The 14,297-nt window shown below is 43.4% G+C and carries 16 protein-coding genes; 11 read left to right on the top strand and 5 right to left on the bottom strand.

Features of this window, described 5'->3' with window-relative positions:
• Nucleotides 1-106 precede the first annotated feature (106 nt).
• The gene (locus OFO12_RS03925) at nucleotides 107-259 is read left to right on the top strand and encodes a hypothetical protein (RefSeq protein WP_270869546.1); all 153 of its coding nucleotides are present in this window, start codon (nucleotides 107-109) and stop codon (nucleotides 257-259) included.
• Between the two features lie 10 nt (nucleotides 260-269).
• On the opposite strand, the gene OFO12_RS03930 is transcribed toward OFO12_RS03925, so the two are convergent.
• From OFO12_RS03930 to OFO12_RS03945, 4 genes are all read right to left on the bottom strand, one after another.
• Nucleotides 270-866: a hypothetical protein gene (locus OFO12_RS03930; RefSeq protein ID WP_270869547.1), complete on the bottom strand. Its 597-nt coding sequence runs from the start codon at nucleotides 864-866 to the stop codon at nucleotides 270-272.
• A gap of 260 nt (nucleotides 867-1,126) precedes the next feature.
• A complete protein-coding gene (cysK, locus tag OFO12_RS03935) occupies nucleotides 1,127-2,041 on the bottom strand; it encodes a cysteine synthase A (protein WP_270869548.1) in 915 nt (304 codons plus the stop codon).
• Nucleotides 2,042-2,182: 141 nt separating this feature from the next.
• Nucleotides 2,183-2,596, bottom strand: a complete 414-nt coding sequence (locus OFO12_RS03940; RefSeq protein ID WP_270858939.1) for an RrF2 family transcriptional regulator — start codon at nucleotides 2,594-2,596, stop codon at nucleotides 2,183-2,185.
• Between the two features lie 9 nt (nucleotides 2,597-2,605).
• On the bottom strand, nucleotides 2,606-3,898 hold the full coding sequence (locus OFO12_RS03945) for an O-acetylhomoserine aminocarboxypropyltransferase/cysteine synthase family protein (RefSeq protein ID WP_270869549.1): 1,293 nt from the start codon (nucleotides 3,896-3,898) through the stop codon (nucleotides 2,606-2,608).
• A gap of 202 nt (nucleotides 3,899-4,100) precedes the next feature.
• On the opposite strand from OFO12_RS03945, the gene OFO12_RS03950 reads away from it, so the two are divergent.
• From OFO12_RS03950 to OFO12_RS03995, 10 genes are all read left to right on the top strand, one after another.
• Nucleotides 4,101-4,433, top strand: a complete 333-nt coding sequence (locus tag OFO12_RS03950; RefSeq protein ID WP_270869550.1) for a hypothetical protein — start codon at nucleotides 4,101-4,103, stop codon at nucleotides 4,431-4,433.
• A 121-nt stretch (nucleotides 4,434-4,554) separates the two neighbouring features.
• The gene (locus OFO12_RS03955) at nucleotides 4,555-5,268 is read left to right on the top strand and encodes an SIR2 family NAD-dependent protein deacylase (RefSeq protein WP_270869551.1); all 714 of its coding nucleotides are present in this window, start codon (nucleotides 4,555-4,557) and stop codon (nucleotides 5,266-5,268) included.
• Complete coding sequence (locus OFO12_RS03960; RefSeq protein WP_270869552.1) at nucleotides 5,249-5,869, top strand: HAD family hydrolase; 621 nt, start codon at nucleotides 5,249-5,251, stop codon at nucleotides 5,867-5,869. The genes OFO12_RS03955 and OFO12_RS03960 overlap by 20 nt, the downstream gene beginning before the upstream one ends.
• A gap of 61 nt (nucleotides 5,870-5,930) precedes the next feature.
• Nucleotides 5,931-6,833: a polyprenyl synthetase family protein gene (locus OFO12_RS03965; RefSeq protein ID WP_270869553.1), complete on the top strand. Its 903-nt coding sequence runs from the start codon at nucleotides 5,931-5,933 to the stop codon at nucleotides 6,831-6,833.
• Nucleotides 6,833-8,140: a glutamyl-tRNA reductase gene (gene hemA, locus OFO12_RS03970; RefSeq protein WP_270858945.1), complete on the top strand. Its 1,308-nt coding sequence runs from the start codon at nucleotides 6,833-6,835 to the stop codon at nucleotides 8,138-8,140. The genes OFO12_RS03965 and hemA overlap by 1 nt, the downstream gene beginning before the upstream one ends.
• Nucleotides 8,130-9,839, top strand: coding sequence for a proline--tRNA ligase (locus OFO12_RS03975; RefSeq protein WP_270869554.1), 1,710 nt, complete (start codon nucleotides 8,130-8,132; stop codon nucleotides 9,837-9,839). Before hemA ends, OFO12_RS03975 begins: the two co-directional genes overlap by 11 nt.
• A 24-nt stretch (nucleotides 9,840-9,863) precedes the next feature.
• A complete protein-coding gene (locus OFO12_RS03980; RefSeq protein ID WP_270869555.1) occupies nucleotides 9,864-10,655 on the top strand; it encodes a DUF3298 and DUF4163 domain-containing protein in 792 nt (263 codons plus the stop codon).
• Nucleotides 10,656-10,724: 69 nt separating this feature from the next.
• Nucleotides 10,725-11,705 (top strand): agmatine deiminase family protein, encoded by a 981-nt coding sequence (locus tag OFO12_RS03985; RefSeq protein WP_270869556.1) that lies wholly within the window; start codon nucleotides 10,725-10,727, stop codon nucleotides 11,703-11,705.
• A gap of 16 nt (nucleotides 11,706-11,721) precedes the next feature.
• Nucleotides 11,722-12,660, top strand: coding sequence for a carbon-nitrogen hydrolase (locus tag OFO12_RS03990; RefSeq protein WP_270869557.1), 939 nt, complete (start codon nucleotides 11,722-11,724; stop codon nucleotides 12,658-12,660).
• 159 nt (nucleotides 12,661-12,819) lie between these two features.
• Nucleotides 12,820-13,203 carry a tetratricopeptide repeat protein gene (locus tag OFO12_RS03995; protein ID WP_270869558.1) on the top strand — a complete coding sequence of 128 codons (384 nt, stop codon included), beginning with the start codon at nucleotides 12,820-12,822 and terminating at the stop codon, nucleotides 13,201-13,203.
• A gap of 55 nt (nucleotides 13,204-13,258) precedes the next feature.
• Here the strand turns inward: OFO12_RS03995 and msrB are convergent, their stop codons facing one another.
• Nucleotides 13,259-14,290, bottom strand: coding sequence for a peptide-methionine (R)-S-oxide reductase MsrB (msrB, locus tag OFO12_RS04000; RefSeq protein ID WP_270869559.1), 1,032 nt, complete (start codon nucleotides 14,288-14,290; stop codon nucleotides 13,259-13,261).
• Between the last annotated feature and the right edge of the window lie 7 nt (nucleotides 14,291-14,297).

Below are 14,297 nucleotides of genomic sequence, written 5' to 3' on the forward strand. Positions count from 1 at the left end.
ACCCACCACCAAACGGCTTTTAAATGTCGCAGAGCCTGGATTTCGCAAGCATAGTGGCAAGCCTTACGCATTTTCTAGCACGAGCGAAAAATTACAGCGCGACACTATGGTGAAAATCGAGCGAAACGACAAAATCATAAAAGCAAATTTAGGCAAAACCACGCCAAATTTAAGCGAAGCGATAAAAGAAAACTTTGGCGACCTAGAATTAAAAAAAGAAATTCAAACTCTTTTTAATTCCGATAATTTTAAAATTTAAGCCAGATAGCCTACCTCCACACGCCTCTGGCGCGCACTTCGCCACTTATGCAAATTCCATTTCGCATGACGCAGTTATTTTGGGAGCTCTTAGCTCTTTGTGTAGTGAGGTGCTGTGGCACGGGCGCAGGTTTGGCGACTCTGTTTTGCTCATGCGCGCCAAAGCGACGCCCTCGGTGCTCCTCGTAGCGTGGCGGTAGTGGTCTGCGTCGTAGATTGCCCTCCTCTATGATAGTGATACCATTGCCGAAATTCTGTTCGTAGCGATATCTTGGCGGGTGATTTACATAGACCTTTTTTTCTGGTTGGATTATGATTATGTTTTGTTCGCTCTCTTTTTTAGGTTCTGGGACAGGCTGGGGCTTTGGCAAGGCTTGCAAATCAAAATTTTGCGCGAGCTTAGTCGTATCATAACCGCCAAAACCGGTTATATTTTTTAGTTGATTTTCATCTGTGATTTCGCGCGATTTGCGGTAGTTTATGAGCATGTCCGCCCTGCCCGCATCAAGCCCGCCAATGGTCATTAGCTCGTATCTAGTCGCGTCGTTTATGTTGATTTTGCCCCATAAAGAAGCGCACAAAAACAAAAAAACAAAAAGCTTTTTCATAACTTTCCTTTTTTATGAAATTTAGCCAAATTCTAGCGCAAATTTTGATAATAATGTGTAAATTTTGGTTAATCAGCACAGTGTTTTGGCAGAAATTTATAGAATTTTATAAATTTTGCAAATTTAGCGTTTGGAATTTTTAACTCGTAGATTGCTTCGTCGCTTCGCTCCTCGCAATAACAACGAATTTAGCGTTTGAAATTTTTCGTAGTAAAAAGCAAATTTGCGAATTTCAAAATTCGCAAATTTGAGATTAAATTTTATTTGAATAAATCGGTAGAAAGGTATCTCTCGCCGGTGTCATTTAGCGTGGTTACGATGATTTTGCCACGATTTTCGAAGCGATTGGCGACGATGTTTGCCGCATAGACATTTGCGCCGCTTGAAATGCCCACTAGCAAGCCCTCTTTTTGCGCCAAAGTCTTTGCAGTATCGAAAGCTGCGCCATTTGCGACCGCGATATACTCATCGATTATGTCTAAATTTAGGTTTTTCGGTATGAAATTCGCGCCGATTCCTTGTATTTTGTGGCTTCCAGCGCACCCTCTACTAGCTAGTGGCGACGAATCAGGCTCGACCGCGATTACCTTTAAATCAGGGTTTTGCTCTTTGAGATATTTAGCTGTCCCGCTTAGTGTGCCTCCCGTGCCAAATCCAGCGACTAAGATATCGACTTTGCCGTCTGTATCGCGCCAAATTTCAGGGCCAGTGCTTTCATAGTGGGCTTGTGGGTTGGCTGGGTTGTCAAACTGGCTTGGGATAAAGGAATTTGGGTTTTCCTCGGCTAGTTCGTTTGCCTTATCCACGGCACCCTTCATGCCAAATTGCGGATCTGTGAGCACGATTTTCGCACCAAAAGCCGCGATTAGCTTTTGTCTTTCGATACTCATCGAACTTGGCATTGTTAGGATTAGTTTTAGCCCCATTTTTGCAGCTACCATGGCTAGTCCTACGCCCGTATTTCCGCTAGTTGGCTCGATTAGGATTGTGTCTTTGTTGATGAGGTTTTGCACGAAGGCGACCTTGATGATATTCCACGCGATACGGTCTTTGACCGAGTGGCTTGGGTTTAGAAACTCAGCTTTTGCAAGTATTGTCGCGTTTTTTGAAAAGGTATTAATCCTAACTAACGGAGTGTTGCCGATTAGATCTGTTACATCGTTTGCTATTTTCATTTTTTTCCTTTTTTATTTAGTAAAATTGCTTCGCAATTTTAAATTTTACGCGGGGGCGGTGCGTTTTTTAGGAGGCACTCCGCCCCCGCACCCCCACCCCGCAAAACCTTAGAGGTGGCGCGCTTTGCGCGCTGGTTTTACCTAAATACTAAAATCCAAAAATTTAGTGCTTTCTTCCTTATATTCTTCAAATTTGCTAATTGATTTGTTGAAAATTTCTAGCAGTTTTTCATCATACTCCTTGAAAAAAAACTCTAAATTTGGATTTAAAAGCTTCAAATTCGTAAGCTTAAAGTCCTTCTCCATAGCCTTAAAAACATCGGCAAATGTGATATCCTCGATATCGCGCGAGAGATAATATCCGCCGTTTTTGCCCTTTATACTCTCGATCAATCCACCGCCTCTAAGGCCGTTTAAAATTTGCTCCAAATAGTTTTTTGAAACCAAAATTCTATCTGAAATTTCACTAATGCTAATCGGCGAAATTTCGCTAGCTTTGGCGATTTCTAAAATCGCCATTAAGCCATAAACGCCTTTTGTAGATAAAAGTGCCATATATTCCCCTTATTTTGTTGCTTTTTCGATTGCGTTTTTAAGATCATTGATCAAATCGTCAGTGTCTTCTAGCCCCACGCTAAGCCTAATTAGCCCCGGAGTAATCCCAGCGCTTAAAAGTTCCTCGTCGCTTGATTGCGAGTGAGTTGAACTTGCTGGGTGAGTGATGACGGATTTGCTATCGCCGATATTTACGACAACGGCGAAAATTTTCACCTCTCGCATGATATCATCGGCTACTTTTCTGCTTCCAGCATCAAAACACAAAAGCCCGCTACATAGCCCCTCAGTGAAATTTTCGCTCACAAATTTATTTAGTGGCGAGCTTTTTAGTCCTGGGTAATTTACGCTTTTTATCGCTGGGTGAGATTCTAAAAATTCAGCGATTTTTTGCGTTTTGCGAGAATGTTCTTTTACCCTCACGCTTAGGGTTTCAAGCCCCTGAATCAACTGCCACGCGCTAAATGGGCTCATCGTCGCACCGGTATCGCGAAGCAAACCAAGGCGAATTCGAAGCGTGAAAATGTCGAAATTTTCTACCAAATCTGTATAAACTAGCCCATGATAGCTCTCGTCTGGCTCGTTGAAATCAGCATATCTTGAATTTCCTACGATTTTTTTGTTTGTGCTAGCCCCACTTACGACAGCACCTGCGATGGTTAGCCCTTGACCGCTGATATACTTGCTCGCGCTATGCACGACGATATCGGCGCCTCTTTTGATAGGATTAAACAGCACTGGCGTGGCGACTGTGTTATCCACAATGCTAATAATGCCGTATTTATCGGCGATTTCGATGATTTTATAAAAATTTGGAATTGCCACTTGTGGATTTGAAAGCGTTTCGAAGAAAATCGCCTTTGTTTTCTCATCAATCAAGCTTTCTAAATCGTCCGCGCTGTCTGCGTCGAACATACGCGTCTCAATGCCAAATTTTTTAAGCGTATGGAGCATTAAATTTGAAGTTCCGCCATAGACCTTTTGCGCCATGATGATATTATCGCCCGCACTTGCGACATTTGCGACCGCATAAAATGAAGCGGCTTGACCGCTAGCAGTGCCAATCGCCGCAACTCCGCCTTCTAATGCTGCAATGCGCGCCTCGAAAATATCGACCGTTGGGTTATTTAAGCGCGTATAAATAGGACCAAGCTTTTGCAAAGCAAACCTAGCTGCCGCCTCCTCGCTCGTGCCAAAGTCAAAGGCTGTGGTTAGATAAATCGGCACAGCCATTGCACCACAGCCCTCTTTTGAGCTGTATCCTGCGTGAGTTGCTAGTGTTTCGAAGTTAAATTCCGCCATCTTTCCTCCTTAAATTTTAAAATTTTCGGGGATTATAACACTTATTTATCAATAAGTCAATAGATAAAATATATTTTATAAAACCCCTATTTATAGCAGTTTCAAAAAAATATAGTTTTGATAATATATAATTAAAATATGCAAAATAAAAAATAAAGCTAAATTTGGTATAATCGCACTTTTGAATTTAAAAGGATTAAATTTGAGCCAAATAAATGAAAAAAGCGATCGTATCAAATACATCCGCGCCCTTGAACGCTTCGCAAAATCGGCAATTTCGATTTTGAAACGAGATGATTTTGACGAGAATTTATTTAAAATTCGCACTGAAAAAAACTACGAAGTTTTAAAAAAAGTAGAAGCTGTTTATTTAGACCAGCCCTACACGAAATCGCTCGAAAACTTCGTCAAATCGGTCCTAGCGCACAAGGGCAAAGACGAGCTGATAAAAGAGGCAAATTTGCTAGAAAAACTCAAAAATTCAAAAACTTACAAAAAAGAGAAGCACAAGGGCAAATTTAACGATGAATTTTAAAGTAAAATTAGCGCGCAAAGCGCGCCACTACTAGTGTCGGCCTGGTGGGGGCGCGGGGGCGGATGGCCATCGCAACTCTGAGCGCCGCCCCCACAAAAAAATAAAATTTATGGAGTAAAAAATGAAAAAAGTATTGATTTTAAGCGGGGCTGGGCTGAGTGCTGCTAGCGGACTTCGCACATTTAGGGAGAGTGGCGGATTATGGGAGCAATACAGCGTGGCAGAGGTTTGCTCGGTGCCGGGATTTTTAAAAGATAGAGCGAAGGTGCTTAAATTTTACGATGAGCGCAGGGCGCAATTAGCGGGTTGCGAGCCAAATTTAGCCCACTACACAATCGCAAAATTAAAAAAAGAATTTGGAGAAAAAATCGTCGTGCAAACCCAAAATGTCGATGATCTGCTAGAACGCGCAGGGTGCGAGGGTGTAATTCATTTGCACGGATTTTTGCCCGAAATTCGCTGTGAGGCGTGCGGACATGTCCAAAACATCGGCTACGCGCCAATAAATGGGCAAATTTGCGAAAAATGTAAAAGCCCTAAAATGCGCCACAATATCGTTATGTTTGGCGAGCAAGCCCCACACTACGCCGATTTATACGAGGCACTGCAAGAGTGCGAAATGTTCGTCTGTATCGGCACGAGCGGGGAAGTGCTCGATGTAGCAGGCTATACAAGATACTTTAAAATCAGCGTTTTAAACAACCTTGACGCCTCGCGAATTGATAAATTTTTCGATAAATGCTACACCGAAAGTGCAGTAACCGCCGCGCCAAAATGGGAGAGCGATATTAGAAAATTTTTGCAAGGCGAGGCGCATGAAAACGATAATCTTTGATATGGACGGCACGCTACTTGATAGCAAAAAGGCCATTTGCGAGAGTATAAATTTCACTAGAAACCGCCTTGATCTCGCACCTTTGGAGCATGATTACATAATGAGCGTGATAAACGATCCCGCGCAAAACCCATTTATCGCGCTATATGGCACACAGAGCGTGAGTGCGGAGCTAGGGGCTGAATTTATGGCTGTGTATATGGGGAATTACCGCAAATTCGCCCTGCCCTATCCTGGGATTTTGGATTTGCTAAAAAAATGCAAAAACGCTGGCTTTTTCGTCGCCCTAGCCTCGAACGCTCCACAAGCTAGCCTTGCTAGCATAGCCGAATTTACCGGGCTAAGCGAGTTTTTTGACTTTATCGTGGGCGAGAGCGAGAGAGTACCGCACAAACCAGATCCCGCTATGATTTTAGAAGTTTTGAAAAATAGCAAATTTAAAAAAGCGATTTTTTTAGGCGATAGCAAAAAGGACGAATTCGCCGCCAAAAGGGCAAATATCCAGTATCTGCAAGTAAGCTGGGGTATGGGCGAGTTCAGTGCGGGCGTAAAAAACGCAAAAACGCCAGAGCAAGCATGGGAGATTATCGATAAATTCTAGCTTGGATTAAATTTAATTTTGCTATAATCGCTAAATTTTTTATCAAATAAAGAAAGAAATAATGGACAAAATCGATCAAATTATGCAAAATTTCATCGCTAGTTGCGGATACAGCGTGGCTAGCGAAATGTTTTTGACTCTTAGTTCAGGCAAAAAACTGCGCTCAAAACTGCTTTTAAATATCGCAGGCGAAAGTGAAGAGAGCCTAAGGCTATGCGCTATTACCGAGCTTATTCAGGCTGCTAGCCTGCTGCATGATGATGTCATCGACGAAAGCGTAATGCGCCGCGGCAAACCCTCAATCAACGCAACCCAGGGCTCTAAAAACGCTGTTATGCTCGGCGACATACTCTACTCCAAAGCTTACAGCGAGCTTTGCAAATTTCCTGCTTTCATCGCTACTTCGCTAAGCTCGGCTGTCACCAAACTCGCAATCGGCGAAATGATGGATGTAAAAATGTCGCAAAATTTTAACTCTGATGCTCAAAAATACACCCAAATGATTTATTACAAAACTGCTGTTTTCATCGAGGAAGTGGCAAGAAGTGCGGCGTATTTGAAATTTGGCGAGGGCGCGGAGGTAGAAAAATTTGGCGAATATGGCAAAAATTTAGGCCTTGCCTTTCAAATAATCGATGATATTTTGGATATCACGCAATCAAGTGAAGTGTTAGGAAAGCCGAATTTAGGGGATTTCAAAGAGGGAAAAACTACGCTAGCGTATATTTATCTATACGAGAATTTGGACGAAAATGATAAAGAAAAACTAAAATCGCTTTTCAAAAAAGAGCTAAACGAGGACGAAATTTCGTGGCTTAGGGCAAAATTTAGCGAGCATAAAATCATCGAGCGTTGTATAAATGAAGCGAAATTTTTAGGCACTAGCGCAATAGAAGCGATAAAAGATTTCAAAAACGAAAAACTTATACAAATCGCTGAAAATATGATAAATAGGGAGTTTTAATGGCTTATATGAGTGTGAGTTTTACTCACAAAAACACAGACATTACAGTGCGTGAAAAGCTATCTTTCACAAACGATGTGCGAAAAAAAGAAATTTTGCGACTTTTATGCTCGAACGCGAGTATCAAAGAGTGCATGGTGCTAAATACCTGTAACCGCGTGGAAATTTTCGCTAGTGTAAGCGATTATGAGGCTGCGTCGAAATTTACCCTACTTGCGCTATCTCGCGTCAGTGGCGTAGGGCTAGACGAGCTAGAAACCAGGGCTGATTTATACGATGATGACGGCGCGATTCATCATCTTTTTTCGGTCGCAAGCTCGCTCGATAGCCTAGTCGTCGGCGAAACGCAAATCGTAGGCCAGCTAAAAGATGCGTATAAATTTGCGCTTGAAAATAACAACACAGGCGAGGATATCAAAAGCGCAATCGACGCTTCGCTAAAATGCGCCGCTAGCGTGCGCACAAAAACCGAAATTTCCAAAAACCCAGTATCTGTTTCAAGCGTAGCAGTATCCATGGCAAAGGAAAAATTAGGCTCGCTTCAAGGCGAGGAAGCCATAGTGTGCGGGGCTGGCGAAATGAGCGAGCTAGCGTGCAAACACCTGCTCGCAAGTGGCGCGAAGATTACAATTTTAAACCGAAATTTAAAAAATGCCGAAAATTTAGCCAAAAGCCTAGGGGAAGGCGTGAAATTTGATAGCTTAGAAAATCTAAAAAAATATGTCAATATCAATAGACTATTTTTCAGCGCGACAAGCTCCGCTACGCCAATAATCACCGATGAAATCATTGAAGCCAAAAATTTCAAACGCTACTTTTTCGATATCGCCGTCCCGCGCGACATAGAGCTAAGCCAAAGCGAGGATATCGTCGTATATAGCGTCGATGATTTAGAAGAAATCGTCAAAAACAACCTAATCTTGCGCGAGGAGCAAGCTCACAACGCCTACGCTATCATCGGGGCGCAAACCAGCGAGTTTTTCGATAGCCAAAACGCCAAAGCAGCCACCCCACTCATCAAGGCCCTACGCGCCAAAGCCAGGGATATAGCCGAAATCGAGCTAGAAAAAGCTATCAAAAAAGGCTATTTAAAAAACAGCGACAAAGAAGAAGCCAGAAAGCTAATTCACCAAGTTTTCAAATCATTTTTGCACACGCCAACGACAAATTTGAAAAATTTAAAGAGCAAGGACGAAATCGATTTCGCGACAAATTCGTTAAATGAAATTTTCGCCCTTAAAGAAAATTACGAAAAATTTTTAGACTACGAAAATAGCAAAACAATGGAGAATAAAAATGAAATTTAGCAAACTTTTTGCACCGACATTTAAAGAAGCGCCAAAAGACGCTATTTTGCCAAGCCATATTTTCTTGCTTAGGGCTGGATTTATCGAGCAATTAGGCAGCGGGCTTTATAATTTCATGCCGCTAGGAAAAATGGTTTTAAACAAAATCACGCAAATCGTGCGCGAAGAGATGAATAACGCAGGCGCGCAAGAGGTCGCATTTAGCGTGGTTACACCAGCTGATGCGTGGAAAGCAAGCGGCAGGTATAACAAATACGGCAAAGAGCTTTTGCGCCTAAAAGACCGCAAAGAAAATGACTTCGTCCTAAGCCCGACAAACGAGGAAAGCGCCGTGCTAATGGTAGCGAACAAAATCACCAGCTACAAGCAACTCCCGCTTCATATCTACCAAATAAACACCAAATTTAGAGATGAAGCTAGACCGCGCTTTGGGTTACTTCGCGGGCGCGAATTTACTATGAAAGACGGATATAGCTTCCACGCAAATGAGGCTGATTTGAAGCGCGAATTTGATCTCATGGAGCAAACATACACCAAAATTTTCACCCGTCTTGGGCTAAATTTCCGTGCCGTAGAAGCCGATAGTGGCGCAATCGGCGGAAGCGGAAGCAAGGAATTTATGGTTTTAGCGGATAACGGCGAGGACGATATTTTAGTCTGCGCTAACTGCTCTTATGCTGCTAATATCGAAGCAGCGCACCGCGCTAAACGCACAGCCCCTTGCGAAGCGCCAGAGACCGAGGGTATGATGAAATTTCACACGCCAGGGACTAAAACAATCGAGAGCGTGGCCGAATTTTTCAAAGTGGATAAATTTTTTACAATCAAAGCTGTAATGAAAAAGGCAATCTACGAAGATAGCGCAAAAATCGTGGTTTTCTTCGTGCGAGGTGATGATGATTTGCAAGAGACAAAGGCGCAAAACGCTTGTGGCGCGCTAGAACTAATCGACGCAGATGAGAGCGAAGTGCGCGAAGCCGGGCTTGTGCCAGGGTTTTGCGGGCCATTTGGACTGCCAAGAGATATTGATTTTTACATAGACGCTGAGCTTGAAAACGAGCGCGAAATGATAGCTGGGGCAAACGAAGAGAACTACCATTTAATCGGTTGCGCGGTTACGAATTTTAACAAAACTCGTTTCAAAGACTTAACTGAGGTCAAAGCTGGGGATAAATGCCCGTGCTGTGGGGGCGAACTGCGCGTTACAAAGGGCATTGAGGTAGGACACATTTTCCAGCTAGGACAGAGATATTCAGACCCTATGGGGGCGAAATTTTTAGACGAAAACGGCAAAACACAACCATTTTTCATGGGTTGCTATGGTATCGGCGTGAGCCGTCTAGTCGCAGTCGCAGTCGAGTCTAGCCACGATGAGAAAGGTTGCGTATGGTCGAAAGAGCTATCGCCTTTTGCGCTAGAAATCATCATTTCAAATGCAAAAGATGAAAATATCGTCAATTTTGCGACCGAGCTTTATGAGAAATGCCGAAATTTAGGCATTAACGCTTTGCTTGATGATAGAAATGAACGCTTTGGCGTTAAGATGAACGATTACGAGCTTATGGGATTTCCATACGCCCTGCTAGTCGGCAAAGGCCTAGCTAACGGTGAAGTAGAGTTTATCGAGCGCAAAAACCTAGAAAAACAAAGCGTTAGCGTGGATAAAATTTTGGATTTGATTAAAGAAAAGTTGGCGTAAATTTTGTAAATTTAAAGGAAAAAAATGAAAAAACTTACCATAATTGCGCTGTTTGCGCTGTTTTCTTACGCACAGATTAATCCGCAGTCCCAGGAGCTGTATTCAGACGATGCGCACAGCTACACCCTAGTTCAAACCGGCAACGAAAATTTAGACATTTTGCTAAAAAACCGCCTGTTTGGGATTTGCGAGGGCGAGAGTATCGACGAGAGATGCGCGCTTTTGCTAAAAAGCTTGGACGCGAAAAAATACGCCACAAGTTTAGTAGAGCAATCAAAAGCCCAAGCCGATAAAGAAATGGCTCAAAATGGCGATTTGGACTTTCATAGCGAATTTAGCGCCGAGCAAAGCTTCGTCTCTCAAATCGGCAACCTAGCCCAAATCAAGCAGTTTTCATACTCGTATTCTGGCGGAGCGCACGGCATGGAGCACACGAGCTATATCATCTACGATTTACTCGCAGACAAAAAAATCGACATTACAAATGTCCTAATCGGCGCGGTTAGCGTGGAGCCCCTATACAAGGAGATTTTCAAGGGTTACAAGGATATGCTTCGCGCAGATATCATAGCCTCGCAGCCGAACTGCGACAAAGCCTGCCAAGAGCGCGATATTACGGAGTTTATCAAGACATTTTGGGTGGATAATCTGCCAGAAGATATCGTTTTTAAAAGCGAATTTTACTTCGCCAAAGAGGGCGTGGCGTTTGTCTTCGCGCCGTATTTCATCGCGCCGTATGCTATGGGCGAGCCCGAAATCATCGTGCCTTACGAAAATTTAAAAAGCATTTTCAAAGAGGAATTTTTAAAATTTTAACAAATTTAGCGTAAAATTTTACGCTAAATTTTACATAAAATTCAACGCAAATTTAATTTTGGAGAGAAAATGAGAGCATTTGCAGAGTGGGAAAATCAAAACGCACTTTTAGTTTCACTGCCTCACGAGGACAGCGACTGGGCGCCGTATCTGGGCGAGATTAGTAGCGCTTATACGCACTTTATCCGCGCTGTGGCGCAGTTTCAGCCGCTCATAGCTATCGCACCAAAACGAGCAGTATTCGACAAAATCTGTGGCGAAATAGACGAAAAATTCGCCGTTAATTTCGTGCAGATCCCTACAAATGACACTTGGATACGCGATTATGGCGCGATTGATGTCGAAAATGCAGGCAAGGTAGAGGCGCTAAATTTCACCTTCAACGCTTGGGGCGGGAAATTTGATAGCGAAAAAGATAATGCACTAAATGCCACGCTTTATGAAATTTGGGGCAAAGCGCTGCGCGATGTCGATTTGATTTTAGAGGGCGGAAGTGTTGAATTTAACGGCGCTGGCATGCTAATGACGACTGAGGAGTGCTTGCTAAATGACAACCGAAACGCCCTTAGCAAAGAAATTTTAGAGCAAAAGCTAGGCGAAATTTTTGGGCTAAAAAAAATAATCTGGCTTAAAGGCGGATTTATTCAGGGCGATGATACAGACTGCCATATCGACACGCTGGCTAGATTTGTGGGCGAAAATCTCGTCGCCGTGGCTTCATGCGATGATTCTAGCGACATACACTACCCTGCCCTGCGCTCGCTAAAAGAGCAGATTTTAGCGCATGGATTCGAGGTCATCGAGCTTCCGCTTCCAGCGCCGATTTTTTACGAAAATAGGCGTTTGGGGGCGACTTATGCAAATTTCGTATTTGTAAATGGAGGACTTATCGTGCCTACTTATGGCGATAAAAACGACGAAATCGCACTATTGCGATTAGCAAAGGCTTGTCCAGGACGCAAGGTCGTCGGCGTAGATGCGCGGGTTTTTATCCGTCAAAACGGCTCGCTTCACTGCTCGTGTATGAATAAATTTAGTGATAAAATTTAAAATTTAAAGGCAAAAAATGAAAAATTTAAAAGTAGGACTAATCTCACACAAATTTTACGGCACCAAATCAGCCACGATAGCGCGCACCAAGGAGCTTATCGCAAAGGCGGCGCAAAAAGGGGCGAATTTAATCGTGCTTCAAGAACTCCACCAAACTCACTATTTTTGTCAGCGCGAAAACACCGAAAATTTCGACTATGCGGCGAATTTCGAAGACGATGTGAAATTTTGGGGCAGTATCGCCAAAGAATTTGGCGTGGTGCTTGTGGCTTCACTTTTTGAGCGCAGGAGTGCTGGGCTGTATCACAACACGGCTGTGGTTTTCGAGCGCGACGGCAAAGTGCTTGGCAAATACCGCAAAATGCATATCCCAGACGATCCGAATTTTTATGAAAAATTCTATTTCACGCCCGGCGATATGGGCTTTGCGCCGATTGATACGAGCGTAGGAAGGCTGGGCGTGCTGGTGTGCTGGGATCAGTGGTATCCTGAGGCTGCGCGCGCAATGGCGCTTCGTGGGGCGCAAGTGCTAATCTATCCGACCGCGATTGGCTGGTTTATGGGCGATGAAAGCTCGGAGCGTGAGCGACAGCTAGAAGCGTGGGTCGCTGTGCAAAGAGGCCACAGCGTAGCAAACTCACTGCCTGTGATTGCCGTAAATCGCGTGGGCTTTGAGAGCGCGGGACTTAGCGAAATTTCGCCAAATTTAGTTTTGGGAAATACTGCGCCTAAGATGACATGCGATGAGAGCGCAGAGGGGATTAAATTTTGGGGCAATAGCTTTGTTTTTGGAGCGCAGGGCGAAGAGCTATTTCGCGCAGGTAGCGAAAGCGAGCTTTGCGAGGTCGTGGAGATTGATATGCAAAGGTGCGAAAATGTGCGCAGGTGGTGGCCGTTCTTGCGCGATCGCCGAATCGAGAGCTATGGCTCACTTCTAAAAAGATTTGATGATTAGGGGCAAAATTTGAAAAAAATTTTACTATTTTTAATAATTTGCATTATTGGGATTTTTATTCAAATAAGCTTTGATGAAAAATTCTTTTATCCAAAAATTGCTTGCAGATTAGGCAGTGAAAATTCGTGTTCGAAAATCAATATAGAGGGAAATAAATTTTTGACAAATTACCGCCTTGATGAAGCTGAAATTTTGCTTCGCACCGCTTGTGAAGCAAAATTTTATAAAGCATGCTCGAATTTAGGCGCACTTTATAACAAAAAATCTCTTTGGTATTTCCAGCACTCTTGCGCCAATGGATTTTATGGTGCTTGCGATAATCTGGGAAAATTTTATGTCGGAAGCTTTAAATACGATACGGCTATACCGCTTTTTACGGACGCTTGCGATCACGGCATCGTATCTAGCTGTCAAATTTTAGCTTTTATGTATTATATCGGCAAAGGGGTGCAACAAAACCCTGCAAATGCAATGAAATTTTACGAAAAAGCTTGCAAATTAGGCTCAAAAAACGATTGCGAAACTTTAAAAAAATTCAAATAAAATATAAAATTTAGCCTCGCCTTGGCTAGTCAAATACACCTATCGCAAATTCGCCCTATTTCACATACGGGATAAACTCAGCGTATCCGCGCTCGCTCATTTTTTCGAGCGGGATAAATTCGAGCGAGGCGCCGTTTATGCAGTAGCGCAAACCGCCCTTTTCTTTGATACCGTCCTCAAAAACATGCCCCAAATGCGCCCCGCCAAGCCGCGAGCTAACCTCCGTGCGCACCATGCCGTGGCTCGTATCGCGCGCATAATCCAGCGCGTCGGTAGTTATGGGCTTAGAAAAGCTCGGCCACCCGCACCCTGCGTCGAATTTATCCGTCGAGCTAAAAAGCGGTTTTTTCGTAACAACATCGATATAAATGCCCTTTGCGTCGAGTTTATCAAATTCGCTCGTGTATGGGCGCTCCGTCGCCTTTTCTTGCGTCACGCTAAACTGCAACGGCGTTAGATTTTCCTTCATCTCTTCTGGGCTAGGGAGCGCGAACCTGCTCTCATCATAAAGCGGTTTGGTCGCTAAATTTAGATCGATATGACAATATCCATTTGGGTTTTTGCCAAGGTAGTTTTGGTGATACTCTTCTGCGCGCGTGTAATTGCGTAGTGGTGCGACCTCGACGGCGATTTTTTCCTTATATTTTTTTTGTTTTAAGGCGATGAAATTTTGCAAAAATTCCTTGTCGCTCTCGTTGGTGTAGTAGATCCCTGTGCGATACTGCCTGCCGACATCATTGCCCTGTTTATCGACACTGGTCGGGTCAATCACTCTGAAAAAATGCTCCAAAATCTCGGCAAATGCCACGACATTTTCATCAAATTTGATTTTTATGGTTTCGGCGTGGCCTGTGTTTTTGAGCGAATAATAATCCGTTTTTTCGCTATTGCCGTTTGCGTAGCCAACCTCGCTATCCACGACGCCCTTTACTCGCCTAAAATAGCCTTCCATACCCCAAAAACAGCCACCTGCTAAATAAATTTCTTTTAAATTTTGATTTTTGCTCTGCACGCTTTCGCCCTTTAAATTTATTTCATCTGCGCCTAAAAATAGCGCAAAACATAGTAAAAATTTTAAAATTTTCATCATTTTT

The sequence above is a fragment of the Campylobacter sp. JMF_04 NA10 genome, assembly GCF_027737655.1.
GTDB lineage: Bacteria > Campylobacterota > Campylobacteria > Campylobacterales > Campylobacteraceae > Campylobacter_B.

What these genes read in the sequence shown, in the direction of transcription:
- OFO12_RS03960 (WP_270869552.1), top strand. Translation starts at nt 5,249, where the DNA reads ATGAAAACGATAATCTTTGATATGGACGGCACGCTACTTGATAGCAAA.
- OFO12_RS03955 (WP_270869551.1), top strand. Translation starts at nt 4,555, where the DNA reads ATGAAAAAAGTATTGATTTTAAGCGGGGCTGGGCTGAGTGCTGCTAGC.
- OFO12_RS03925 (WP_270869546.1), top strand. Translation starts at nt 107, where the DNA reads ATGGTGAAAATCGAGCGAAACGACAAAATCATAAAAGCAAATTTAGGC.
- cysK (WP_270869548.1), bottom strand. Translation starts at nt 2,041, where the DNA reads ATGAAAATAGCAAACGATGTAACAGATCTAATCGGCAACACTCCGTTA.
- OFO12_RS03965 (WP_270869553.1), top strand. Translation starts at nt 5,931, where the DNA reads ATGGACAAAATCGATCAAATTATGCAAAATTTCATCGCTAGTTGCGGA.
- OFO12_RS03985 (WP_270869556.1), top strand. Translation starts at nt 10,725, where the DNA reads ATGAGAGCATTTGCAGAGTGGGAAAATCAAAACGCACTTTTAGTTTCA.
- hemA (WP_270858945.1), top strand. Translation starts at nt 6,833, where the DNA reads ATGGCTTATATGAGTGTGAGTTTTACTCACAAAAACACAGACATTACA.
- OFO12_RS03940 (WP_270858939.1), bottom strand. Translation starts at nt 2,596, where the DNA reads ATGGCACTTTTATCTACAAAAGGCGTTTATGGCTTAATGGCGATTTTA.
- OFO12_RS03930 (WP_270869547.1), bottom strand. Translation starts at nt 866, where the DNA reads ATGAAAAAGCTTTTTGTTTTTTTGTTTTTGTGCGCTTCTTTATGGGGC.
- OFO12_RS03990 (WP_270869557.1), top strand. Translation starts at nt 11,722, where the DNA reads ATGAAAAATTTAAAAGTAGGACTAATCTCACACAAATTTTACGGCACC.
- msrB (WP_270869559.1), bottom strand. Translation starts at nt 14,290, where the DNA reads ATGAAAATTTTAAAATTTTTACTATGTTTTGCGCTATTTTTAGGCGCA.
- OFO12_RS03980 (WP_270869555.1), top strand. Translation starts at nt 9,864, where the DNA reads ATGAAAAAACTTACCATAATTGCGCTGTTTGCGCTGTTTTCTTACGCA.
- OFO12_RS03975 (WP_270869554.1), top strand. Translation starts at nt 8,130, where the DNA reads ATGAAATTTAGCAAACTTTTTGCACCGACATTTAAAGAAGCGCCAAAA.
- OFO12_RS03945 (WP_270869549.1), bottom strand. Translation starts at nt 3,898, where the DNA reads ATGGCGGAATTTAACTTCGAAACACTAGCAACTCACGCAGGATACAGC.